The organism is Dictyoglomus sp. (assembly GCA_025060475.1).
GTDB lineage: Bacteria > Dictyoglomota > Dictyoglomia > Dictyoglomales > Dictyoglomaceae > NZ13-RE01.
Window position 1 is genome coordinate 1 of sequence record JANXBZ010000007.1, and the last position, 24,083, is coordinate 24,083.

The following is a 24,083-nucleotide window of genomic DNA, read 5'->3' on the forward strand; positions in this document are numbered from 1 at the left end:
TATTGCTACAAGAAGTTCAATATATGAAAAACCATTCCTCATGATAATATTTTAGCAAACTTTTAAATATAAAGCAAAAACTTTTTGTTGATTTTTACATAACATTATGTCAATAAATTCTTAGAATTTAATAGATATAGAAGATTCTAAAAATCTTTCTGTTTAAATTCCACTTTCTCATTTTTTTTAATTTTACTGTTCTTTAGGACAAAATTCTTGATATATCTTATTTTCTTTAAATAGTTTCTCTATAAGCTTTTTCTTAGTTGTTCAAATTAAAAACTAAACTTTTCAAGAAAATCACATAAATCTTCAACTGATAGATTTCTTGGAATTTTAGATATTATATTTCTTTCAATTCTTTTAAATTTAATCCTGCTAAATATATTTAATCAAACTTAACTTTCCCATTTTTATAGAATTTCACTGTTCTTTTTGAAAGATAGGTAGAGATAATAATTTCTCCTTCAGGATAGATTTTTCCATTTTCAAAATAAAAAGTATAAGTTTTTGTAGGGCTTTCAGCTTTTATTCCTGAAGGAAGAAGTTGGGGAAGAAGATAAGCTTTCTTTGTATTCTCCCCATAAATCCAGTAGTAAAGGATGGATTTTGTTTTTGGAGAGTAAAAAAAATTATAGACTATTTTTTCATTTTTAATTATGGAAAGTTCAAGAGCATATTTACTGTTTATTATGATGTCCTGGGAAATTATAAAGGCTTGTATTCTAAGCCAAATAAGAATATCAAAAAATAGATATAGGGAAACAATAAGAACTATCAATAAAATTGAATAAATTACTAATCTATCTTTTGAAAAACCTTTAATAAAATTTTTTAAGTTTTTTATATTATGCATTAATATACTTAAATAAGCAAAGCCCCGAGAGTTATTCTCGGGGCTTATAGAATCTTATGGTGCTGTATAAGTTAAAGTATAGGCTCTTGCTGAGCCAACATATACTAGAATGTGAGCATTACCCTCTGTCCAAGTAGATGGTGCAGAGCCTTGCGAGGTGTAGGTTTGATTGTTATATGGACATACTGGTGTTTCTGAAAAATATGTTTGATCACCTAAGAAACCAACAAAAGATGCAGTGGTAGTTGGATATGTATTATTTTTATTTCTGTAAAATTCTAAGCTTGTTCTTATTATAGCAATATTTGTTTTTTGAGCATTTCTCTTGGCATCTGCAACAGCATCAAAATACCTTGGAAGAGCTATTGCTACAAGAATCCCTAAAATTGCTATAACTACTAATAGTTCCAATAGCGAAAATCCTTTGCTATTCTTCACTTAATTCACCTCCTTTCTTAATTAAAATAATTCTATTTTTCTTTTGAATTATATCATAAAAATTATATTTTACAAAGGATTTTAATTTCATTTAAAAATTTTTTTCATAATTTTATTTTTCCTTTTCTTCTATCACAAGAATATCCGTAGAAATAATTAAATCTAAACCACTTAAGCCATGAACTTCATTCTTTTTTACAAACTGCTGAACTGTAAAGCATGCCTAATTTATCTCCTAAACAATCTTACCATATTAAACATAGGAAGATACATGGAAAGAGCTATAAAAAAAACAATTCCTGCAAGTCCCAAGGTAATCATAGGCTCAATTATGGATGTTAATCTTTTTGTCTGATTATCAAGTTCCCTTTGATAAAATTTTGAGAACTCATCTAACATTTCATCAACCCTTCCACTTCTTTCTCCAACTCCAATCATTCTCACAAGCATAGGGGGAAATATTTTTTCCTCTCTCATAAGTTCTGAAAGAGATCTTCCTTCCATAATCCCCCTATATATCCTTTGAATACCTTCTCTAAAATATAAATTTCCTACAACATCCTGAAGAACTTCCAAAGAATTAGTAACTAAAATCCCACTAGAAAGAAGAGTACTAAAGGTACTAGCAAATCTTATTAAGATAATTTGTCTCCAAATTCTTCCAATTTGAGGGATATTTAGTTTTATTTCATCCCACCATCTTCTTATTTTTGGATTTTTAAGAAGAATTCTTATTAAAATAAAAGAAAAAACGAAAAAAAGGAATATTAATAGAATATAATCTTTTATAAAATTACTAATAGCAATTAAGACTCTTGTAGGAAGGGGAAGAGGAACGTTAGTTCTTCCATAAATTCTTTGGAAGACAGGTACCACAAAGGCCAAAAGGAAAATTACTACAGCAATTGCAGCAATTATTACTATTGTAGGATAAGCCATAGCGGATTTTATTTTTTCTCTTAGTTCATGTTGGGAATCAAAGTATTTTGCAAGTCTGTCAAGCATAATATCTAAACTTCCTGTTATTTCTCCTGTCTTTACAAGATTTATATAAATATTAGGAAAGACATGAGGAAATCTACTTAATGCGTTAGATAGACTTTCTCCTTCATCTATACTTCTCCTTACTTCTCTTAAAACTTCTTTAAAGTATTGATTATTAGTTTGCTGAGCTAAAGTATTCAGAGCATCGGTTAATAAAATTCCTGATCTTAAAAGGGTTGCAAATTGAGATGTAAATATTACCAACTCTGGTAATGGGACTTTCTTCTTTAATGTTAATTGTTTTAAAAAAGTAGATTCCTTTCTTAATGAGACTACATATAATCTTTGTCTTCTTATTAATCTTCTTGCATCCCTTTCTGTTTCTGCCTCTATTATTCCTTTTAATACTCTTCCTTGAGAATCCTTTGCAATATATTCAAAACGAGGCAAAATTAATCACCTTCCCAGTGAATCACTCTTCTTGCCTCTTCAAAAGTGGTTATTCCAGATAAAACTTTTTCTCTCGCATTATAGAATAAAGTTCTCATCCCCTCTTCTTCTGCCTTTTCTTTTATTTCATCAAGGGATGCCTTATTTATTATCAAATCTCTTATACTTCTAGTAACCCTTAAAATTTCAAAAACTCCCGTTCTTCCTAAAAATCCAGTATAATTACAGAGAATACATCCCCTTCCTCTATAAAGTTTTAGAGGATCGTTTAGAATTGTTGTTAATCTTAATTCTTGAATTTCTTCTTTTTCCGCAATGTATTCTTCTTTACAGGATAAACAAATGGTCCTTACTAATCTTTGAGCAACAACTCCAAGAAGAGAAGATGCAATTAAAAAGGGTTCTACTCCCATCTGTAATAAACGGGCAATAGCAGATACAGCATCATTAGCATGAAAAGTAGAAAGAACTAGATGTCCCGTTAATGCTGCTTCTATGGATGTATTTAAAGTTTCCGTATCTCTAATTTCTCCAACCATTATAATATTTGGATCCAATCTTAAGATACTTCTTAATCCCATTGCAAAATCTATATTTATTCTTGGCTGAACCTGTATCTGATTTATCCCAGGAATTTCATATTCCACAGGATCTTCTAAAGTAATTATATTCACTTGAGGCTGATTTAAAACATTTAATGCAGCATATAAAGTTGTAGTTTTTCCACTTCCTGTAGGACCTGTAACTAAAATAAGGCCAAAAGGTTTTCTTATAAGACTTTCAAAAATAGATAAATCTTGAGAAGACATTCCCAATCGATCCAATTCTATTAAAACTTTTGTTTTATCTAAAAGCCTAATTACAACCATTTCTCCATGAGATGCACCAATACTTGCTACTCTTAAATCAAAAATTCTGTTTTCATATCTATAAGATGTTCTTCCATCTTGAGGTCTTCTTTTCTCAGCAATATCCATTCCTGCCATAACTTTTATTCTACTCACTACTGCATCCTGAAGCTCCTTAGGAATACTCATTATATCAAATAGTATCCCATCTATTCGATATCTCACTCTCATATCTTTCTCTTGGGGATCTAAATGAATATCACTAGCATTTCTTAATATTGCTTCATTTATAATAGAAGAAACCAGTCTTACTACTGGTGCTTCTTCTACTTCTATCACAGGAGGTGCTTCTACAACTATCTCTACTGGCCTTCTTGACTGATAATTTTGGATTACTTCCTTTGTGGTTTTATCTAAGGAAAATACTTGAGATAAAGCCTGATTAAATTCTTTTTCTGTTATCAAAAATAACTTTAAAGGTGATCTTACTATTCTTCTTATTTCATTAACCACTGCAGAATCCAAGGGAGGAACAATAGCAACATGAACTATTCCCCCTTCTCTTCTTAGCGGTAAAAATCTAAATCTTCTTAGTATTCCTTCTGGAAAATTTGAAATAAATCTTTCATCAATCTTCATTTCTGAAAGAGGAATATAGGGAACTTCACTCTGTAATTCTAAAACCCTTCCAATATCCTCAGGCTTTACGTATCCCCTTTCAATTAAAATTTGTCCCAAACGAGCTCCTGTTTTTTTCTGCTCTTCAAGAGCTTTTTCTAACTGCTCTCTTGTTATCAATCCCAATTCTAAAAGATATTCCCCAATGGGTTTTTTATCTTTCATAATTTTTTACTCAATTCTTCCTCTAAAAGATTCTTAACCAAATCTAAACTTGCCCTTCCCTTTGTCTCCTTCATCACCTGTCCTACTAAAAAGTTTATCACATTTTTCTTTCCCTTTACATAATCAAAGACTGCCTTTTCATTTTCATCTATAACCTTTTTTACTACCTCTTTTAGAAAATCTAAATCGCTTACCGTTTTTAGTCCCTCTTTCTCAACTATTTCTTCAGGAGATTCTTTTGTATCTAAGTATTTTCTTAAGATTTCTTTTCCTACGGGTCTTGTGATTTCATTTCTATCTACCATCTCTATGATTTTAACAAACTCTTTTGGCTCAATCTTTAAATCTCTAAAACTCAATTTTTGCTCATTTAGGTAACTCATAAGTTCCACAGTTATCCAATTACTCAAATTTTTGGCATTATTGTATAATCTATAACATTCATCAAAAAATTCACAAAGTTCCCTCTCTGAAGTAATAATCTCTGCTTCTATAGATGATAAAGCAAAGGTATTTTGTAGATATAATTTTCTTTGAAGAGGTAAAAGAGGTATAGTTTTTCTAATTTCCTCTAAAGTTTCTTTGGGAATTATTAGTGGAGGAATGTCTGGTTCTGGAAAGTATCTATAGTCTTCTGCTTCTTCTTTACCTCTTAAGGTTACCGTTATTTGCTTTTTCTCATCCCAATGTCTTGTTTCTTGAATTACTTCTTTTCCTTCCTTTAAAAGGTTAATTTGTCTTTCAATTTCGTACTCCAAAGCTTTTTCTAAAGAGTAAAAAGAGTTTACATTCTTAATTTCTGTTCTTGTTCCTAAGATTCCATTTTCAGTCATTATAGATATATTAGCATCACATCTTAAGGAACCTTTCTCCATGTCTCCACTACTTACTTCTAAATATCTTAATATTTTCCTTAATTCTTGGAGAAATAACCTTGCTTCTTTTGCAGAGTGAATATCGGGTTCCGTCACTATCTCCATTAATGGAATACCACATCTATTTAAATCTACAAGGCTATATTCTGCCTCTGCTAATCTATCTCCTTCTCCCACATGAAGCAATTTCCCTGTATCTTCCTCTAAATGAATTCTCTTTAATCTAACCCTTTTTATTTCTGAATCTACCTCAAATTCTACATATCCACCTCTTGCTAAAGGAAGATCATACTGAGAAATTTGATATCCCTTTGGAAGATCGGGATAAAAATAATTTTTTCTATCGAATTTAGAAAAAGGAGATATTTCACAATTTAAAGCAAGAGCAGTTTTAATAAGAAGTTCTATAGCTTTTTTATTAGGTACAGGAAGAACCCCAGGCATTCCCATACAAATAGGACAAACAAGAGTATTTGGAGGAGCATTCTCATGATCAGTACTACAGGAACAAAACATTTTTGACTTCGTCAAAAGCTGAGCATGAACTTCTAAACCAATAACAGGAATATACATCATATTCTCTCCATACTGGGATATTTTTCTGAAAAATCCATTAATTTTTGAAAGGCATAAGATATCTGTAAAAGTTTATCTTCAGAAAAGAAAGGTCCAATAAATTGAAGTCCAATAGGTAAATTATCTTTAAATCCCGCAGGAATAGAAATAGCAGGAATCCCTGCAAGATTCACAGGTATAGTTAAAATATCTGTAAGATACATCTGTAAAGGATCAGTTATTTTTTCTCCTAATTTAAATGGAGGGATAGGACTTGTAGGCGAAACTATTAAATCTACTTTTTTAAAAGCGGATTCAAAATCCTGACGAATAAGAGTTCTCACTTTTGCAGCTTTTAGATAATAGGCATCATAGTATCCTGCAGATAGAGCATAAGTTCCCAAGATTATCCTTCTCTTTACCTCATTCCCAAAACCTTCCCCCCTTGAAACTTTATAAAGAGAAATTAAGTCTTTTTGATCTCTGTTTCTATATCCGTAATGAATTCCGTCATATCTTGCCAAATTTGAACTTGCTTCTGATGTAGCAATCAGATAATATGTAGGTAATGCATATTCTACGGTGGGGAGAGAAATCTCAATTAATTCTACACCTAAATCCTTTAATACTTCTAATGCTGAATCTAAAACTTCTAAAACACTCTTTTCTACTCCTTTGCCCCACATTTCCTTGGGAATACCAATTTTCCATCCTTTAACCTTTTTTCCCAGAGAATCCAAATAATTGGGAGGAGAATAGGGAGAAGATGTGGAATCCTTGGGATCATATCCTGCTATTGCCTGAAGAATTATTGCCAGATCTTCAACCTTTCTTGCGAAAGGCCCAATTTGATCTAAAGATGATGCAAAGGCAACCAGTCCATATCTTGAAACTAATCCATAGGTGGGCTTTAACCCTAAAACACCAGTAAAACTTGCTGGCTGTCTTATAGAACCTCCTGTATCAGAACCAAGAGACAAAGGAGATTCACCTGTTGCCACAACAACAGCGGAACCACCAGAAGATCCTCCAGGAACTCTTTCTAAATCCCACGGATTTTTTGTGGGTCCAAAGGCAGAATTCTCAGTAGAAGATCCCATAGCAAATTCATCAAGATTTGTTTTTCCAATTATTATCGCTCCCTTTTCTTTTAGCTTTTTTACTACTTCAGCATCATATGGAGGAATAAAATTAGCTAATATTTTTGACGCACAAGTAGTAAGAAGATCTTTAGTTAATATGTTATCCTTTATTGCTACTGGAATACCATATAAAATTAAATCTTCACTAAATTTTAAACTTTCAACCCTTTTTATTTCTCTCTCGATATAGTCTAAATTAATAGTAATAAAGGCATGAACATGAGGTTCCCATTTTTCAATAACTTTCAAATATTTTTCTACAACTTCTCTAACAGTTATTTCTTTCCTCAAGTATAAATTATGAATCTCCTTTATAATTCCCATTTCTTAACCTCAAATATTTTTTACAATTTTGGGAACCTTAAAACAGTTATTTTCAACTTCTGGAGCGTTTTTAAGAATTAACTCTTGTTCCATACTTTCCTTTACTACATCATCTCTCCATACATTATTAAGAGGAAGAACATGAGCCATGGGTTCCACATTTGAAGTGTCCAATTCCTGCAATTTTTGGAAATAATTTAATATCTCCTCAAGCTGTTTTGAATAAAGCTCTTCTTCCTCTTCTGTTAAATTTAATCTTGCAAGATGGGCTGTTTTTTTAAGTTGTTGAATAAAATCTCTAATCATTTTAGTATAGGTGACAAGCAGTAAAATGTTTCATTTTTACTTCCTTTAACTGAGGCTCAACCTTTGAACATATATCCATGACATAAGGGCATCGAGGATGAAACCTACATCCTGATGGAGGATTCACAGGACTTGGTACATCCCCAAGAAGAATTACTTTTTTTCTTTTTTCTGCTATTTCAGGATCTGGAATGGGAACGGCAGAAAGTAAAGCTTGAGTATATGGATGAAGAGGAGAATTATAAAGTTCTTCATTTTGTGCAATTTCCACAAGTTTTCCAAGATACATGACTAAAACTCTATCACATATGTGTCTAATAACGCTTAAGTCATGAGAGATAAAAAGATATGTTAATCCAAGTTCCTTTTGAAGATCTTGCATAAGATTAATTATCTGAGCTCTTACAGAGACATCTAATGCAGAAGTAGGTTCATCAGCAACAATAAATTTTGGATTTAATGCAAGAGCTCTTGCAATTCCAATTCTTTGTCTTTGTCCGCCGCTAAATTCATGGGGATAACGATTAGCATGGTAAGATGCAAGTCCTACTAATTCTAATAATTCCTGAATTCTTTTTTGTTTTTCTTTATTATTATTTACAGCTTTATGAACTTCTAATGGTTCACTAATAATTTCACTTACAGTCATTCTGGGATTTAAGGCGGAATAGGGATCTTGAAAAATAATCTGCATATCTCTTCTTACCTTCCTTAACTCATTTTGAGAAAGCTTTGTTATATCCTTTCCCTCAAAAATAATTTCACCCTCTGTAGGTTCAATAAGTCTTATAATAACTCGTGCTACTGTAGATTTTCCACATCCAGATTCCCCAACTAAACCTACAGTTTCCCCTCTTTTTATATTAAAAGATATATCATCTACTGCTTTTACATCTCCCACATGTCTTGAAAAAACTACTCCTCTTTTTATAGGAAAATATTTTTTTAGATTTCTAACTTCCAATAAATTTCCATTATTGTTCATTTCTACCTCCTGACCTTTTCTGCATGAATGCATCTTACAAGATGTCCTTCTTCGATTTCAATCAATTCTGGAATTTGCTCTAAGCATTCCTTCGTCCTGTAACTACATCTTTCAGCATAATAACAATAATTTGGTAAAGTAATCAAATCAGGAAGCTGTCCCTCAATAGCATTTAATCTTTCTTTTCTAACATCTAACCGAGGAACAGATTCTAGTAATCCAATAGTATAAGGATGGGCAGGATGTTTAAAGATTGTTCTAAGGTCAGCATATTCTACAACCTTTCCTGCATACATAACTAATACATCATCACAATATTCTGCAACAATTCCCATATCATGAGTAATTAATATTGTAGACATCTGAAATTCTTTTCTCAATTGCTTTATTAATTCTAAAATCTGAGCTTGAATAGTAACATCTAACGCTGTTGTAGGTTCATCTGCAATTAAAATCGAAGGATTACAAGATAAAGCCATAGCAATCATTACTCTTTGCCTCATTCCTCCACTAAACTGGTGAGGATAGTCATTTATCCTTTTGTCTGCCTCAGGAATTCTAACCAATTCTAACATTTCTATAGCTTTCTTTTTTGCACTCTTTTTATCTAATCCCTGATGGAGAGTAATCGCTTCTATAATTTGATCCCCAATAGTAAAAACAGGATTTAAAGAAGTCATAGGATCTTGAAAAATCATAGATATTTTATTTCCTCGAATCTGACGCATTTCTTCTTCAGATTTTTTTAAGAGGTCTTCTCCATTAAATAATACTTCTCCACTGATGATTTTTCCCGGGGATTGAACTAATCTCATAATTGAAAGAGCAGTAACACTCTTTCCACACCCTGATTCTCCTAAAATTCCTAAAGACTTTCCAGGAAATAATTTAAAACTTACTCCATCTACTGCTTTTACTATACCCTCATCAGTGAAAAAATAGGTTGATAAATTTTTAACTTCCAATAAAACTTCTTCCCTTATCAATTATTATAAGACCTCCTTAATGAATAAAATAAAGGTTGAGGTTATCTCCTCAACCTAATTTTAATTTTTACTGGTGCCGAGGCCGGGATTTGAACCCGGACGGGTTTGCACCCATAGCACCCTCAATGCTACGTGTCTGCCTAATTCCACCACCTCGGCTCCTTTTTATCTTTGATTATAAATTCTATCTCATAATTGTCAAGATTTTGTTGTGGTCTTTTTAGAAGATTTTTCTTCTACTATTGAAGGTTCCTCTATTCCCCAGACTTTTCTAATTTCCTTTTCTATCTCATCTGCAATTTCCGGATGATCCCTTAAGTAAGTTTTTGCATTTTCACGTCCCTGTAATCTTATATCTTTATATATATACCAAGTTCCACTCTTCTCAATAATCTTTGTTTCTATACCTGCATCTAAAATACAACCTTCCCTTGAAATTCCCTCTCCATAGATCAAATCGAATTCTCCTTCTTTAAAGGGAGGAGCAACTTTATTTTTAACAACTTTTACCTTTACTCGAGTTCCTGTAACTTCACTTCCTTCCTTCATTGACTCTGCCTTTCTCACTTCAATTCTAACTGATGCATAAAACTTTAATGCTCTTCCTCCAGGGGTTGTCTCAGGGTTTCCAAAGAATGTCCCTACTTTTTCTCTAAGCTGATTAATAAATATCGCTACTGTTTTTGATTTACTAATAACTCCTGTAAGTTTTCTTAATGCCTGAGACATTAAACGAGCTTGCAATCCAATAAAGGCGTCTCCCATTTCTCCTTCTAGCTCTGCACGAGGCACCAATGCAGCAACAGAGTCTATAACAATTACATCTACTGCCCCACTTCTTACAAGAATCTCTGCAATTTCTAAAGCTTGCTCCCCTGTATCAGGTTGAGAGATAAGAAGATTTTCCAGGTTTACTCCCAGTTTTTTCGCATAATTAGGATCCAATGCATGCTCTGCATCTATAAAGGCAGCAACTCCACCCCTTTTTTGTGCAGATGCAATAATTTGCAAGGCAACTGTTGTTTTTCCCGAACCTTCGGGCCCATAAAGTTCAATAATTCTTCCTCTAGGAACTCCTCCAACTCCTAAAGCATAATCCAAAGTAAGAATTCCTGTAGGAATTACCTCTACCTGGAAGCGTTCTGTGCTTCCCAAACGCATTATGGAACCTTTCCCAAACTCTTTTTCTATTTGAGATATGGCAGCCTCTAAACTCTTTTCCTTATCAATTTCCTTCATTTTTTTTACTCCTTTTATAAACAGTTTCTGAAATAAGTTTAACAACAAAAGAACAATTCTGTCAATTTTTACTCTTATTAAACCATTCTATCTTGTTTTCTTTTCCTTTTATTAATCTTTTTATATTAGGTATATGGCGAAAGATAATGAATAAGCCTACAAGAATTGAACCTATCAGATATTCTTTAGGTGGTCTTTCCAAATAATATAGAATAAAAGGAAAAATTATTGAGCAAGTTATAGAAGCTACAGATTTATATTTTGTCAAAAAAGCAATCAATATTCCAAGAGGAAGAATAAGAGAGGTTGCCTTTGGAAAAAGATAAAGAAGAATTCCAAAACTCACCCCTACACTTCTTCCTCCTTTAAAATTAGCAAATAAGGGATAGGAATGACCGATTATGGCAAATCCTGCAGAAAGAAGAGTAAATAAATAATCCTTGGGAACAATTCTTTGAGTAAGAAAAATTGTTAAAACTCCTTTTCCTACATCCATTACTCCAGTAATAATTGCAGGACCCCATCCTAAAGTTCTTAATACGTTCGTTGCGCCAAGATTTCCACTCCCATAATTTCGGACGTCAATCCCTTTCCATAATTTTCCCACAATTAAAGCACTGGGAATGGAACCTAGAAGATAGCCTAAAAAAAGAATAATTACCTTTTCCATTATGTTCTACCTCTTACTTCAAATATTAAAGGTGTCCCTATAAAAGAGAAATAATCTCGAAATTCATTCTCAAGAAAGTTTATAACATTTGATTTAACAAGTTCAGGATAATTTACAAAGAGAATAAATCTAGGGGGAGCTATATCTACCTGAGTTATATAGAAAAACTTAAGAAGTTTACCCTTTTTGCTAAAATTGACTTTTTCTACAATTTCTCTTAAAGCTTGGTTTAACTGCGATGTGGGAATTCTAATATTTCTTATGGAATATAGTTTCTCAACCCATGGAATGATTTTTTTTACATTATAATTTTTTATAGCGGATGTAAAAATATATGGAAAATAATCAAAAGGTTCCAATTGAATTTTTAAAGTTTTTTCTAATTCTCTTCTTGCATTTAAAGAAGGAATAAGATCAGTTTTGTTGAAAATAATAAGACATGACTTACCTTTCTCTTCAATATAATGTAAAATCCTTTTTTCTTGTTCCCTTATTCCAATAGAAAGATCTATTACCATTAAAACTACATCAACTTTTTTTACTGTTTGTAGTGCCTTTCTTACTGATAATTCTTCTAATCCCTCTTCAACCCTCGACGGTCTCCTTAATCCAGGAGTATCTACAATTATATATTTTCTACCATTATATTCCCAAAGAATATCTATAGCATCTCTTGTAGTTCCCGGAATTTCACTAACAATATTTCTATATTTACCAATAAGAGCATTAAGAAGAGATGATTTTCCACTATTTGGTCTTCCCACAAAAGCAAATTTTATAACCTTTTCTTGCTCCTCTTTAATTTTAGAATAGGGAAGATATTCTAAAATTTTTGAAATTAATTCATCTAAATTATCTTTATGAAGAGCGGATATAGGAAGAATATTCTCAAATCCAAGAGATGTATATACTGCTAGATACTCTTCTCTATCAATTCTTCCTTCCATTTTATTTACCACTAAAATCACTGTCTTACTTGCTTTTCTCAAAATATCTGCAAATTCTAAATCTAAGCTTGTTAATTCTTCTCTTCCATCTACAACAAAAATTAGAAGATCACTAGTATTAATCACTTCTAAAATTCTCTCTTGAAGTATATTACTTAAGGAATCTGATAGCCCCCATCCAGCAGTATCTATTATATAAAAAAATTTTCCCTCATATTCACAAAGATGAACTAAAGGATCTCTTGTAACTCCTGGAATATCTGCAGTAATGGCCTTATTTTCTCCTGAAATTCTATTAAAAAGAGTCGACTTTCCAACGTTTGGTCTTCCCAAGATGCTTACTACAGGAATGTCTTCTCTTAAATATAATAAATCTCTAAAGGAAACCATTCTCTCAACCTTTCTACAACATCATTTATAAAAGAATCAGGAGTTGAAGTTCCACTTATTATACCTATTTTATCTTCCTCTTTAAACCAATTTTTCTCCAATTCTTCAATATTTTCTATATGATAAGCTCTTTTATATTTTTTAGCTATTTGAAATAATCGCTTTGTATTTGCGCTATTTTTCCCTCCCAAAACTAAAATAGTATCTAAATCCTTTGAAAGATAATCTAATTTTCTCTGTCTTTCTTCTACTTCAGGACATATAGTATTAAATATTCTTATTTCTTTTCCTTTATCTAAAATTTTATCTATTATTTTTTTCACGTCTTCCCAATTTTGAGTAGTTTGGGAAACAACTCCAATTCTGGGAAATTTTTCTATCTTATCTAAATCTTCAATTTTTTGGATTACAACTCCTTTTCCATTAGTATAACTTAGAATACCTTTAACCTCTGGATGATTTTCTTCTCCTATAATAATTACCTTATATCCATTTTTTGTTAAAAATTCTGAAAGAATTTGAACTCTTTTTACTAAAGAACATGTGGCATCAAAAATTTCATTCCCTAAATTTTTATATTCTTCAAGTTCTTCCTTTGGCAATCCATGAGCTCTAATTATCAAAACTTTATTTCTCGGCTTTTCTCTTGAATCCCACATCTTTATATTTTTAAAAGCCAGCTCTTCTATTACTCTTGGATTATGAACTAAAGTTCCTAGGGTAAAAACTTCTTCCTTTTCACCCCTTATTTTCATAGCTAAATTTATAGATTTTCTGACACCAGAACAAAAACCTATAGGAGTTATTAAAAATATTTTCATTTTATTAATGTTGATATTGACTCTTTCATTTTTTGATTTATTTTTACAATATCTTCCTTTGTTGGCTTTAAAATCTTAGGAACTTCTATAGGCTTTCCTATTTTAACTATAACCTTGTAATTGAATTTTGGAAATTTTCTCCCTCTACCCCATATTTTATCAGTTCCAATAATTCCTATAGGCACAATTTTAAGACCATACTGAAGAGCTAAAGTTGCTGCACCAGCCTTAAAAGATAGTAAACCCTTATCAGGATTTATATTTCTTGTTCCCTCTGGAAAAATTACTAATATATTTTTTTTCTCAATTAACTCCTTTATCTTTTTCCAAGATTCCTTTTTGAATTCCTTTCTATTAACATTAACTGCTCCCAGCCATTCTAAGAAGGGTCTTGCAATGGAGAATTTAAAGATTTCTTCTTTAGCCAGATAATAAAGTCTAAAATCATAAATAGCTCCAATTAAAATAGGATCTAGAAGACTTAAATGATTTGCAGTAATAAGATAAGGAGGATTAGGAAGATTCTCTATTCCATATACTTTATATCCCCAAATAATTTTTAATAGGATCCGGACAATATATGCAAGGAATTTATAAAAAAACTTAGATATTTTTTTCATCATATTCTCGTAGATTTTTTATATGTTCCATAATTAAACTAGTAAATTTTTCTTCATTCTCTTTTGTTTTTTCAAACTCATAATATACAGGATTTCCAAAAATAACTTTTAACTTCCCTTTTAAACGGGGAACTTTTTTCTCAGGAGGCCATATTTTATATGCCCCAATAATAGCAGTAGGTATAACAGGAACATTTCTACGGGAAGCAAAATATCCAACTCCTCTTCTTGGACCTTTTGTTTTATTTGAAAATTTTCTTGTTCCTTCAGGAAATATCACTAGAACATTTCCTTCATCTAAAGCTTTAAATACTTTTAATATTGCAGACTTCTCTGGATGTTCTCTTGTCACAGGAATTCCTCCTAAAAATTTTGCTATTCTTCCCCATATAGGATAATCAAATCTTTCAATCTTCCCAAGAGCTTTAACTAAGCGTGGAACTACTGATGCTACTGCTAAAATATCTAAGCTACTCTCATGATTCGGAGCAATAATGACAGGCCCCTTTTTGGGAATATTTTCTAATCCCTTTACTTCAAGTTTATAAAGACTCCTTAGAAGAATTCTAAAAAGTAAAGCTAATTCTTTATATATTATAGCTTGAAAAATATTGTTATAGTTCCTCCTTTTCATAAGGAATACCGTCAGCTGCTGGAGCAGTTGCTTTTCCAACAACACCCGCAAGAATTAACATAGTAAGAATGTAAGGAATCATTTGAATAAACTGAGTAGGAATTCCTACTCCTTCCAATCGCATTCTTATTGCCTCTGCTAAACCAAAGAGAAGGCATGCCCCTAAAGATCCAAATGGAGTCCATTTACCAAAAATCATTGCGGCTAAAGCAATAAATCCTCTTCCTACTGTCATGGTTTCCACAAAAACTCTTGCATGTTCCAAAGATAAAAATGCTCCTCCTACTCCTCCAAGAAATCCACTTATAAGGACTGCAATATATCTATATAGATACACATTTATTCCCAAAGTATCTGCAGCATGAGGATTTTCCCCTACCGATCTTAACCTTAAACCAAATACTGTTTTAAACAATATAAAATGAGAAAAAATGACAGTAAAGAACATTATAATAATTAGAGGAGAAAGATTTAAAAAAAGTTTACCAATACCAGGAATTGAAGATAAACCTGGAATAGACCAGGGAGCTAATCCTTCTAAGTGGGGGGAGGATCCCGCTGCTTTAAAAATTAAACGAGATAAGAAAGTAGTACCTCCTGTTGCTAGCATATTTAAAGCAACACCGCTTACAATTTGATTAACTTTAAAGTTAATAGAGACGATTGCATGAATCAAAGAAAGAAAGGTTCCAAATATTCCTGCCATAAAAATGGCAAACCAAGGATTTTTAAAAAAGTAGACAAATACTGCTGCAAAAAAAGCACCTACAAGCATTATTCCTTCTAAAGCAATATTCACAACTCCACTTCTTTCTGAATATACTCCCCCCAGAGAAGCAAAAGCTAAAGGTGTTGCCATTCTTATTGCAGAAGCTATAGTCTCCCAAGAAAAGAGAGCAGAAATCATTTAAAATTTCCTCCTTCTCATAATCATCCTTGTAAATATTTCATTTCCTACTGCAACAGTAATAATAATTAACGCTTGTAATATTGATATAATTTCCCTTGGTATATGAGTAAATACATCCATACCAATTGCCATTCTATATAAAGCTCCAAAGAGTAAAGAAGCAAAAAGAATCCCAACAGGATGATTCTTTCCTAATAATGCTACAGCAATACCAGTAAATCCCAGTCCATGAGAAAAATTATCAAGAAATCTATGTCTATATCCTAAAACATCATTAATACTTGCCAATCCAGCTAACGCTCCAGAAAGAAACATTGTTTTTATTATAGTTCTTTGTATGTTTATTCCACCATTTTCTGCTGCCAAGGAATTACTTCCTACTGCTCTAATTTCGTATCCAATTTTGGTCCTCCATAAAAGATAATAAACCAGAATAAGCATAAAAAGACTAATAAATAAAGAAGCATTAACAGGATTGCTTTCGGGAATATTTATTCCAAATTTTTGAAAGAAGCCTCCTAAACGAGGTAAAGTCGCAGACGGAGGAAGTTCTGCGGTCTGAGGTAGAGGATAAACCACTCCAGTCTCTCTTACTACGTTTACTACTAGGTAATTTGTTAAGGCATACGCAATCCAATTCATCATAATAGTATTTATAACTTCATGAACTCCTAGTTTAGCCTTTAAAAAACCAGGAATTCCTGCCCATATCATTCCTCCTACCATCGCGGATAATAAAACAATAGGAAAATGAATAATCCAAGGCATTTTAGGTAACGAAAGACCAACTACAGCGGAAAGTAATCCTCCCACTAATAACTGACCTTCTACTCCGATATTAAACAATCCACCCTTAAAGGCAACTGCAACAGCCAAACCTGCTAAAATTAAAGAAGTGGAATTAAATAGAACATATCCCCATCCTATGGGATTTCCTAAAGCAAAACCTATCACTTGAGCATATATTTCAATAGGATTGTATCCAAGAGATAAAATTACAAATCCTCCTAATATTAAAGCTAAAAGGACTGAAAATAAAGGACTTAATATATTCCATAATAGACCTTTCATAAAAGAATCTTCTTTCAAACTAAAGCCTCCTTTTCTAAATCTTGTTTTTTAATTCCCATCATATAATATCCTAATTCTTTTTCATCAATATCCTTGTTGTAAAAGGAACCAACTATTTTCCCATTATACATAACTAAAATTCTATCACTTAAATTTAAAATCTCATCTAAATCTGCAGAAACGAGAAGAACCGCCTTTCCTTCATCTCTTAGTTTAACTAAAAGTTTATAAATAAACTCCGTAGCTCCAATATCTAATCCTCGTGTAGGCTGAGAAGCTATAAGAAGATATGGAGAAATACTAATCTCTCTTCCTGCAACTATTTTTTGTTGATTCCCCCCAGAAAGATTTCTTACTGGAATTTTAACATTTGGAGTTCTTACATCATACTCCTTCACTAAATTTTCTGCATTATTAAAAATTGCCTTATAATCAAGGAATAATCCCCTTGAAAAATTTGGTAAGTAATGAAGCCCTAATATAGCATTTTCTGCTAAAGAAAAATCAAGAATAAGTCCTCTTTTATGTCTATCTTCGGGTATATGTCCCAATAAAGCTCTTCGTTTTAAAACTGATTCCTTAGAAACATCTTTTCCTTTTATATAGATTTTTCCTTTTTCAATAGGTAATAACCCTACCAACGCCTCAACTAATTCCGATTGTCCATTTCCTTCTACTCCAGCAATTCCTACAATCTCTCCTTCCCTTATATTAAAACTTACATCTTTAACCGCTATTAAACCTCTCCTGTTTTTTACTGTGAGATTTTCTACCTTCAAGACTTCCTCTCCCGGTTTATAAGAACCTTTCTCTACTTGCAAAAATACTTCTCTTCCTACCATGAGTTGTGCTAATTCTTGCTTATTAGTCTCTTTTGTATTTAGGGTTTTAACTACCTTTCCTCTTCTCATAACAGTTACTCTATGAGATATAGCTAAAACTTCATTCAGTTTATGAGAGATAAAAATTATAGTTTTCCCTTGTGCATTTAATTTTTTTAATATATTAAAAAGCTCCTCAACCTCTTGGGGAGCTAAAACTGAGGTAGGTTCATCAAGAATTAAAATATCAGCTCCTCTATATAAAAGTTTCAATATTTCAACTCTCTGAGCTTGACCTACAGAAAGACTCTCTACTTTTGCATTAGGATCTATATTAAATCCTATACTTTCCGATAAGTTCTTTACCTTTAAAACTGCTCTATCGTAATCCAAAGATAATTTTTTCTTCGGCTCTGATCCAAGAATAATATTTTCCACCACAGTAAAAGGTGGAATTAGCATAAAATGCTGATGAACCATACCAATTCCTAGGGAAATAGCAACTTTAGGTTCCGTAATATGTACTTCTTTTCCCCTTATAAATATCTTTCCTTTATCAGGACGATATAATCCATAAAGAATTTTCATCAAAGTAGATTTTCCTGCACCATTTTCTCCAACAATTGCATGAATCTCTCCTTCTTTGATGGAAAGATTAATACTATCATTTGCTATAACCCCAGGAAATTTTTTTACAATTCCCTCTAATTTAATAATTTCATTCACTTCCTAATCCTCCAGTCTTTCAAAAAACTCCCCCTGCCGCATATTTAGACAGGGGGAGTTTTTCGTTTTATTTCTTTAGATATTTTGCCTTAAATTCTTCAAAAGTCTTATCATCATAGGGAACAATAATTTCTTTATTTATTATCTTCTTCTTTAAAACATCTACATGATTTTTAACCTTAAGAGGAATTAAGTTTTTTGTATATTCACTATATTCATAATCGACTCCACCATTAGCTAATCCAAAATATCTAGGACCTCCCTTAAATTTTCCTTCAACTACATCCTTTACTGTGAGATATATAGCCTCATCAACCCTCTTTAGCATACTTGTAATAATTCGCCCAGGAGCAATCCAAGCTTGAGGAGAATCTACACCAATAGCATATTTTCCTGTCTCTTTAGCTGCCTCAAAAACTCCTTCTCCTGATGCTCCTGAAGCGTGATATATAATATCTGCGCCTTGTTTATATTGAGCTAAAGCTAATTCTTTTCCTTTTACTGGATCTTTAAATGCTTCCCCTGTTACTCCTATGTAATTAATTAATACCTTTACTTTAGGATTTACATACATAGCACCTGCTTTATATCCTACCTCAAATTTATGAATCAAAGGAATATCCATTCCCCCTACAAATCCTACAATGTTTGTTTTAGTCATTAATCCAGCAATAGCTCCTACTAAAAAGGAACCCTCATGTTCGTTGAATAGAAGCGAAGAAACATTTGGAAATCCTTCCACATATCCATCTACTATTGCAAATTTTACCTTTGGAAATTCTGTCGCAACTTTGATTATAGCATCAGTGAATAAGAATCCTACACCAACTACTAAATCGTAATTCTGCTCTGCCAAAGTTCTTAATAGCTCTTCTCTATTTGCTCCTCCAGGACCTGGCTCCATATCCTTTCCTTCAACCTTAAGAAGTTTTATAGCTTTTTGAAGTCCTGCGTAGGCAGCATCATTGAAGGACTTATCTCCTCTTCCACCTACATCATAAACAATACCAATTCTAAATTTTTTTTGAGCTGTAATTGGACTTAAAGAAAAGATGAGAATTAGAAGAACTAAAGATAAAATAAATCCCTTTTTCATAACAATACCTCCTCGATATATTAATTTTTTAAAAAAAAGATAACTAAACATCATTGTTTAAACTCTTTATCACCTCCTTTTATAACTTTTTTAGGCTTTCCTTCCCCTTGAGATGTTACATATCCTTTTTCTTCTAGAATATCGAGTATACGCGCTGCTCTATTATATCCTATTCTAAATCTCCTTTGAATATAGGAGGTAGAAATAATTTTTCTTCCTTCTAGAAGATTAACCACTTGAGGAAGCAATGGATCTTCTGTAAAGGCTTCTTTTTCTTCTTTATCTTCTTTTTTAATTTCTAGAGAAATAGAAGATTCAACATCAGAAAAAGTTTCATAAAGATAATTAACAACTTTTTTAATATCTTTCTCTTCAACAAATGGAGCTTGTAATCTTAGTGGTGAGGTACTCATTATAGGTAGATAAAGCATATCCCCCTTTCCGAGAAGTTTTTCTGCACCATTATCATCTAAAATAATTCTTGAATCAACTTGAGAGGAAACAGCAAAGGCAATCCTCGAGGGAATATTTGCTTTAATAAGGCCTGTTATCACATCAACAGAAGGACGCTGAGTTGCAACAACTAAATGGATTCCAGCAGCTCTTGCTTTTTGTGCTAGTCTACATATCATATCTTCGACTTCTTTTGGTGCTACCATCATAAGATCATTTAATTCATCAATAATAATAATAATATATGGAAGATTCTCCTTTATTATATTTAGTTCTCTATTTTTATACTCGTCTATATTTCTTACTTCTTCCTCTGCAAATATTTTATATCTTCTTTCCATTTCATTTATTGCCCACTTTAATACAGAGGATGCTTCGTGATATTCAGTTATTACAGGATACCAAAGATATTTTTTATAAAGTTTGTTATACAGAGAAAGTTCTACTCTTTTTGGATCTATCATTAAAAATTTAAGATTTGTAGGATTATGTTTGTAAAGAAGACTTAATATAAGGGTATTAATAAACATACTCTTACCAGAACCTGTAGTTCCTGCAATAAGAAGATGAAGCATATCTGCTAAATTACCCACCTGAGGTTTTCCTGCTAAATCCTTACCCAAAGCAATAGGAAGAGAATAAGAGGTATTCTGAAAATTCTTACTCTCTAATATTTCTCTTAAATATACCCTTGTAGGTTTCTTTCTTGGAACCTCAATTCCAATTAAGGATTTTCCTGGAACAGGAGTTTCAAATCTTATACTGGGGACTGCTAAAGCAAGAGCTAAATCATTGGCTAAACCTAATATTTTATTTACTCTTATTCCAGGTGCTAAAGACACATCAAATCTTATTACCGAAGGACCTATATGATATTCTTCAACCTTTGTGTCTATTTTAAAATTCTTAAAAGTACTTTCTATTTTTTCTGCGATCCTTTCTAAATCTTCTTCTTCATTTACAGAAGTGCCAAAAGATAACAAGTCTAATGGTGGTGGAAAGACTCTAGGAATTGAAATATTAATCTCTTCTACTTCCATTTTCGATTCTCTTATATTCTTTATTTCCTCTTTAATTTTTTCAATTCTTTTTACTTTTTTTGTTTTATTTCCTTCTTTTTTTCTAGAGATATTTATTTTAAAGAGAGGTAAATAGTATATGGAGAGAAGAAAACATATTAAAGCAAGGAATAAAGAACCTGCTATTCCTAGGAAATTATAAAGCACTCTTTTTAAATTAATCCCAAATTTACCACCTAAATCTTGTAGTCCACTGACGAATAGAATTAAAGAAAAAATAATTAATAAGCTAAAAGAAAGGAGAATATAAGCAAGAATATCATTTTTTTTGAATTCTCCTTTTAAAAGAGTATATATAATAAACCCTTGAAGAATTAAAAAGAGAAAATTATATATACCAAAAAAATCTTCCAAAAAATTTACAAGAAATCTTCCAAGAGTACCTGCCCCATGAGGCATAAGCCAAGAAAAAATTAAAAATAAATTTAAGAATATTAAAATAAGGCCTATAACAACCCTTCTTGGCATTTTATATTTCCCATAATATAGGTATTAAAAAAGGTCTTCTTCTTATTTCCTGAAAGAAAAAATCTTCTAATGTTTCTTTTAATAAATTTTTCTTATCAATTTTATTTTTGGAATTATTAATTTTAGCCATTTCTTGAAAAAGATTTCTTATTCTTTTTTTTGCTTTTTCAAAAAGTTCTTCCGCTTCTTTTTCAAAAACAAATCCCCTTGAAATTATTTCTGGACCCTCTAAGATCAAGCCTGTAGCTTGATCTATCAATACTCCAATAACTACGACACCATCCTCGGATAATCTTCTTCTTTCTTTTAGAACAATATTTCCCACATCTCCGATTCCTAAACCATCTACATAAATATTCCCAGCATCAATTTTATCTACAACTCTCATTCCAGAATTATCCACTTCTAATACATGACCGTTTTCTAGAACTTTTATGTTTTCGTTAGAGTATCCCAAAGTCTGTGCTAATTTCTTAAATAAAACTAAGTGCCTATATTCTCCATGATATGGAATCAAATATTTTGGCCTTAAGAGATTTATAAGCATTTTTATTTCTTCCTGAGCTGCATGTCCAGAAACATGAACTCCTGCATTTTCTCCGTATATTACTTCTACCCCTTTTCTAAAAAGTTGATTTACTAAACGAAATACCATAACTTCATTTCCTGGAATAGGAGTTGTAGCTAAAACTACAGTATCATCAGGATTCAATGCCAATTGTTTATAAGAATAATTGGTAAGTAAAACTAATGCAGAATAAGGTTCTCCTTGACTTCCCGTGGATAAAACTAGCACCCTTTCCTTAGGAAGAGAGTTAACATCTTTTATATTTATTAATATTCCATCTGGAATATTAAGATATCCAAGTTTATTTGCTACTTCTATATTACTTACTAAACTTTTACCTGCAATAGCAATTTTCCTGTGATATTTTATTGCAACATTTATAGCTTGTTGAATCCTATGAAAATTTGAAGCAAAAGTTACTAAAAATATCCTACCTTTAGCAGTACTGAAAATACTCTCAAAAGTAGATCTTATAGTACTTTCAGAAGGAGTTATACCCTTTTGCTCAATATTTGTAGTATCACAGATTAAAGCTAAAACTCCTCTTTCTCCAAATTCCGCCAACTTTCTAAAATCTGTTGTATTTCCGTCTATGGGACTTTGATCAAATTTAAAGTCGCCACTGAGTATTATCAAACCTAAAGAGGTCTCAATAGCAAAACCTACAGAATCTGGAATACTATGAGTTTGCCTAAAAGCTTCAATGGAGAAAGAACCTATAGTAAATCTCTCTCCAGGCGTAATCTTAATTAATTTCTTTTCTATATTAAATTCTTCTAGTTTCTTTTCTACAAGTCCAAGAGTTAAAGGAGTTCCATATATGGGAACATCTAAATCTTTTAAGATAAAAGGTAATGCTCCTATGTGATCTTCATGTCCATGGGTCAATAATATTCCTTTAACTTTATTTTTATTAGAAAGAATATAGGAGATGTCTGGAATAACAAAATCTACTCCAAACATCTCCTCATTGGGAAACATTAGTCCTGCGTCGAATATTAATATCTCATCTTCATATTGAAAAAGAATCATGTTTTTTCCAATTTCACCACATCCACCTAAAGGAATAATTCTCAACTTACCACTACTCATTTACACTAAATCCAAACTCCTTTAATCTTTTTATTAACTCTTGCCTATTTTTATCATCTATAGGAGATAAGGGTAATCTACAATTTCCCACATTATAACCCAATAACTTTAATGCTTCCTTAAGAGGAATGGGATTTGTAGTTAAAAATAATGCTCTAAAAATTGGGAAAAGCTTTAGATGAATCTCTGTCGCTTTTTCTATTTTTCCTTCAAAATATGAATCTATCATAGCTTTTATTTCCCTTCCAACTATGTGGGAAGCCACACTTACTACTCCATCTCCTCCAATACTTAGTAAAGGCAAAGTCATTGAATCATCTCCACTATAAAGTAAAAAAGGACGAGGAAGAAGTCTTCTTATTTCTGACATTTGATTAAGATCTCCACTGGCTTCTTTAACTCCTACAATATTCTTAAAATCTTTAGCAAGTTTATATAATGTATCGGGAAGAATATTTACTGCAGTTCTCGAAGGAATATTATATACAATTATTGGCAAAGATGTAGATTCCGCAATAGCACCAAAATGTTTATAAAGACCATCTTGAGGAGGTCTATTATAATATGGTGCTGTAGCAAGAATCCCATCGACTCCAATTTTTTCTGCTTCTTTTGTCAATTCAATAGATTCTTTTGTACAATAATTTGTAGTTCCCGCAATTATCTTTACTCTTCCCTTTGCAACATGCTTAACCCTCTCAAAAAGTTGCAATTTTTCTTCAGAAGATAGAGTAGGCGACTCACCTGTAGTTCCAGAAACTACAATACTATCAGAACCATCTTCAATTAATTTTTCTACTATCCTATCTACTTCTTTCCAATTGATTTCACCATTATCATCAAAAGGAGTCACCATTGCAGTTATTAATCTACCAAAATGTGTCAT

General features: G+C 31.9%; 22 protein-coding genes and 1 tRNA gene. All 23 read right to left on the reverse strand.

Annotated features, from left to right (window positions below; translation table 11 throughout):
• Positions 1 to 388 precede the first annotated feature (388 nt).
• The 23 genes from NZ841_04680 to dapA all read right to left on the reverse strand — a co-directional run bounded on the left by NZ841_04680 (position 389) and on the right by dapA (position 24,083).
• Positions 389 to 856: a hypothetical protein gene (locus NZ841_04680; protein MCS7202051.1), complete on the reverse strand. Its 468-nt coding sequence runs from the start codon at positions 854 to 856 to the stop codon at positions 389 to 391.
• A gap of 54 nt (positions 857 to 910) precedes the next feature.
• A complete protein-coding gene (locus NZ841_04685; protein MCS7202052.1) occupies positions 911 to 1,294 on the reverse strand; it encodes a prepilin-type N-terminal cleavage/methylation domain-containing protein in 384 nt (127 codons plus the stop codon).
• A 228-nt stretch (positions 1,295 to 1,522) separates the two neighbouring features.
• The gene (locus NZ841_04690; protein ID MCS7202053.1) at positions 1,523 to 2,728 is read right to left on the reverse strand and encodes a type II secretion system F family protein; all 1,206 of its coding nucleotides are present in this window, start codon (positions 2,726 to 2,728) and stop codon (positions 1,523 to 1,525) included.
• A 2-nt stretch (positions 2,729 to 2,730) separates the two neighbouring features.
• A complete protein-coding gene (locus NZ841_04695) occupies positions 2,731 to 4,419 on the reverse strand; it encodes an ATPase, T2SS/T4P/T4SS family (protein MCS7202054.1) in 1,689 nt (562 codons plus the stop codon).
• Positions 4,416 to 5,867, reverse strand: coding sequence for an Asp-tRNA(Asn)/Glu-tRNA(Gln) amidotransferase subunit GatB (gene gatB, locus NZ841_04700; GenBank protein ID MCS7202055.1), 1,452 nt, complete (start codon positions 5,865 to 5,867; stop codon positions 4,416 to 4,418). Before gatB ends, NZ841_04695 begins: the two co-directional genes overlap by 4 nt.
• On the reverse strand, positions 5,867 to 7,315 hold the full coding sequence (gene gatA, locus NZ841_04705) for an Asp-tRNA(Asn)/Glu-tRNA(Gln) amidotransferase subunit GatA (GenBank protein ID MCS7202056.1): 1,449 nt from the start codon (positions 7,313 to 7,315) through the stop codon (positions 5,867 to 5,869). Before gatA ends, gatB begins: the two co-directional genes overlap by 1 nt.
• Positions 7,316 to 7,324: 9 nt before the next feature.
• Entirely contained in the window at positions 7,325 to 7,621 is a 297-nt protein-coding gene (gene gatC / locus NZ841_04710) for an Asp-tRNA(Asn)/Glu-tRNA(Gln) amidotransferase subunit GatC (protein MCS7202057.1), read from the reverse strand.
• A 1-nt stretch (position 7,622) separates the two neighbouring features.
• Positions 7,623 to 8,606, reverse strand: coding sequence for an ABC transporter ATP-binding protein (locus tag NZ841_04715; GenBank protein ID MCS7202058.1), 984 nt, complete (start codon positions 8,604 to 8,606; stop codon positions 7,623 to 7,625).
• Positions 8,607 to 8,608: 2 nt separating this feature from the next.
• Positions 8,609 to 9,592, reverse strand: coding sequence for an ABC transporter ATP-binding protein (locus NZ841_04720; protein ID MCS7202059.1), 984 nt, complete (start codon positions 9,590 to 9,592; stop codon positions 8,609 to 8,611).
• 71 nt (positions 9,593 to 9,663) lie between these two features.
• Positions 9,664 to 9,751, reverse strand: a tRNA-Leu gene (locus NZ841_04725).
• Between the two features lie 39 nt (positions 9,752 to 9,790).
• The gene (gene recA, locus NZ841_04730) at positions 9,791 to 10,831 is read right to left on the reverse strand and encodes a recombinase RecA (protein MCS7202060.1); all 1,041 of its coding nucleotides are present in this window, start codon (positions 10,829 to 10,831) and stop codon (positions 9,791 to 9,793) included.
• 61 nt (positions 10,832 to 10,892) lie between these two features.
• Positions 10,893 to 11,501, reverse strand: a complete 609-nt coding sequence (plsY, locus tag NZ841_04735) for a glycerol-3-phosphate 1-O-acyltransferase PlsY (protein ID MCS7202061.1) — start codon at positions 11,499 to 11,501, stop codon at positions 10,893 to 10,895.
• Positions 11,501 to 12,838 carry a ribosome biogenesis GTPase Der gene (gene der, locus NZ841_04740; GenBank protein MCS7202062.1) on the reverse strand — a complete coding sequence of 446 codons (1,338 nt, stop codon included), beginning with the start codon at positions 12,836 to 12,838 and terminating at the stop codon, positions 11,501 to 11,503. The genes plsY and der overlap by 1 nt, the downstream gene beginning before the upstream one ends.
• Complete coding sequence (ispH, locus tag NZ841_04745) at positions 12,808 to 13,659, reverse strand: 4-hydroxy-3-methylbut-2-enyl diphosphate reductase (protein ID MCS7202063.1); 852 nt, start codon at positions 13,657 to 13,659, stop codon at positions 12,808 to 12,810. The genes der and ispH overlap by 31 nt, the downstream gene beginning before the upstream one ends.
• Positions 13,656 to 14,279 carry a 1-acyl-sn-glycerol-3-phosphate acyltransferase gene (locus NZ841_04750; GenBank protein ID MCS7202064.1) on the reverse strand — a complete coding sequence of 208 codons (624 nt, stop codon included), beginning with the start codon at positions 14,277 to 14,279 and terminating at the stop codon, positions 13,656 to 13,658. Before NZ841_04750 ends, ispH begins: the two co-directional genes overlap by 4 nt.
• Complete coding sequence (locus NZ841_04755; protein MCS7202065.1) at positions 14,263 to 14,913, reverse strand: 1-acyl-sn-glycerol-3-phosphate acyltransferase; 651 nt, start codon at positions 14,911 to 14,913, stop codon at positions 14,263 to 14,265. The genes NZ841_04750 and NZ841_04755 overlap by 17 nt, the downstream gene beginning before the upstream one ends.
• Positions 14,894 to 15,820, reverse strand: coding sequence for an ABC transporter permease (locus tag NZ841_04760; GenBank protein ID MCS7202066.1), 927 nt, complete (start codon positions 15,818 to 15,820; stop codon positions 14,894 to 14,896). The genes NZ841_04755 and NZ841_04760 overlap by 20 nt, the downstream gene beginning before the upstream one ends.
• Positions 15,821 to 16,912 (reverse strand): ABC transporter permease, encoded by a 1,092-nt coding sequence (locus tag NZ841_04765; protein MCS7202067.1) that lies wholly within the window; start codon positions 16,910 to 16,912, stop codon positions 15,821 to 15,823.
• The gene (locus tag NZ841_04770) at positions 16,909 to 18,441 is read right to left on the reverse strand and encodes an ABC transporter ATP-binding protein (protein ID MCS7202068.1); all 1,533 of its coding nucleotides are present in this window, start codon (positions 18,439 to 18,441) and stop codon (positions 16,909 to 16,911) included. Before NZ841_04770 ends, NZ841_04765 begins: the two co-directional genes overlap by 4 nt.
• Positions 18,442 to 18,508: 67 nt before the next feature.
• Positions 18,509 to 19,537, reverse strand: a complete 1,029-nt coding sequence (locus NZ841_04775; protein ID MCS7202069.1) for a BMP family ABC transporter substrate-binding protein — start codon at positions 19,535 to 19,537, stop codon at positions 18,509 to 18,511.
• A 50-nt stretch (positions 19,538 to 19,587) separates the two neighbouring features.
• Entirely contained in the window at positions 19,588 to 21,537 is a 1,950-nt protein-coding gene (locus tag NZ841_04780) for a DNA translocase FtsK (protein MCS7202070.1), read from the reverse strand.
• Position 21,538: 1 nt separating this feature from the next.
• Positions 21,539 to 23,197, reverse strand: a complete 1,659-nt coding sequence (locus NZ841_04785; protein MCS7202071.1) for a ribonuclease J — start codon at positions 23,195 to 23,197, stop codon at positions 21,539 to 21,541.
• A complete protein-coding gene (gene dapA / locus NZ841_04790; GenBank protein ID MCS7202072.1) occupies positions 23,190 to 24,083 on the reverse strand; it encodes a 4-hydroxy-tetrahydrodipicolinate synthase in 894 nt (297 codons plus the stop codon). The genes NZ841_04785 and dapA overlap by 8 nt, the downstream gene beginning before the upstream one ends.

What these genes read in the sequence shown, in the direction of transcription:
- dapA (MCS7202072.1), bottom strand. Translation starts at nt 24,083, where the DNA reads ATGACACATTTTGGTAGATTAATAACTGCAATGGTGACTCCTTTTGAT.
- NZ841_04760 (MCS7202066.1), bottom strand. Translation starts at nt 15,820, where the DNA reads ATGATTTCTGCTCTCTTTTCTTGGGAGACTATAGCTTCTGCAATAAGA.
- NZ841_04750 (MCS7202064.1), bottom strand. Translation starts at nt 14,279, where the DNA reads ATGAAAAAAATATCTAAGTTTTTTTATAAATTCCTTGCATATATTGTC.
- ispH (MCS7202063.1), bottom strand. Translation starts at nt 13,659, where the DNA reads ATGAAAATATTTTTAATAACTCCTATAGGTTTTTGTTCTGGTGTCAGA.
- gatB (MCS7202055.1), bottom strand. Translation starts at nt 5,867, where the DNA reads ATGTATATTCCTGTTATTGGTTTAGAAGTTCATGCTCAGCTTTTGACG.
- NZ841_04785 (MCS7202071.1), bottom strand. Translation starts at nt 23,197, where the DNA reads ATGAGTAGTGGTAAGTTGAGAATTATTCCTTTAGGTGGATGTGGTGAA.
- NZ841_04755 (MCS7202065.1), bottom strand. Translation starts at nt 14,913, where the DNA reads ATGAAAAGGAGGAACTATAACAATATTTTTCAAGCTATAATATATAAA.
- der (MCS7202062.1), bottom strand. Translation starts at nt 12,838, where the DNA reads ATGGTTTCCTTTAGAGATTTATTATATTTAAGAGAAGACATTCCTGTA.
- recA (MCS7202060.1), bottom strand. Translation starts at nt 10,831, where the DNA reads ATGAAGGAAATTGATAAGGAAAAGAGTTTAGAGGCTGCCATATCTCAA.
- gatC (MCS7202057.1), bottom strand. Translation starts at nt 7,621, where the DNA reads ATGATTAGAGATTTTATTCAACAACTTAAAAAAACAGCCCATCTTGCA.
- gatA (MCS7202056.1), bottom strand. Translation starts at nt 7,315, where the DNA reads ATGGGAATTATAAAGGAGATTCATAATTTATACTTGAGGAAAGAAATA.
- NZ841_04680 (MCS7202051.1), bottom strand. Translation starts at nt 856, where the DNA reads ATGCATAATATAAAAAACTTAAAAAATTTTATTAAAGGTTTTTCAAAA.
- NZ841_04695 (MCS7202054.1), bottom strand. Translation starts at nt 4,419, where the DNA reads ATGAAAGATAAAAAACCCATTGGGGAATATCTTTTAGAATTGGGATTG.
- NZ841_04775 (MCS7202069.1), bottom strand. Translation starts at nt 19,537, where the DNA reads ATGAAAAAGGGATTTATTTTATCTTTAGTTCTTCTAATTCTCATCTTT.
- NZ841_04780 (MCS7202070.1), bottom strand. Translation starts at nt 21,537, where the DNA reads ATGCCAAGAAGGGTTGTTATAGGCCTTATTTTAATATTCTTAAATTTA.
- plsY (MCS7202061.1), bottom strand. Translation starts at nt 11,501, where the DNA reads ATGGAAAAGGTAATTATTCTTTTTTTAGGCTATCTTCTAGGTTCCATT.
- NZ841_04715 (MCS7202058.1), bottom strand. Translation starts at nt 8,606, where the DNA reads ATGAACAATAATGGAAATTTATTGGAAGTTAGAAATCTAAAAAAATAT.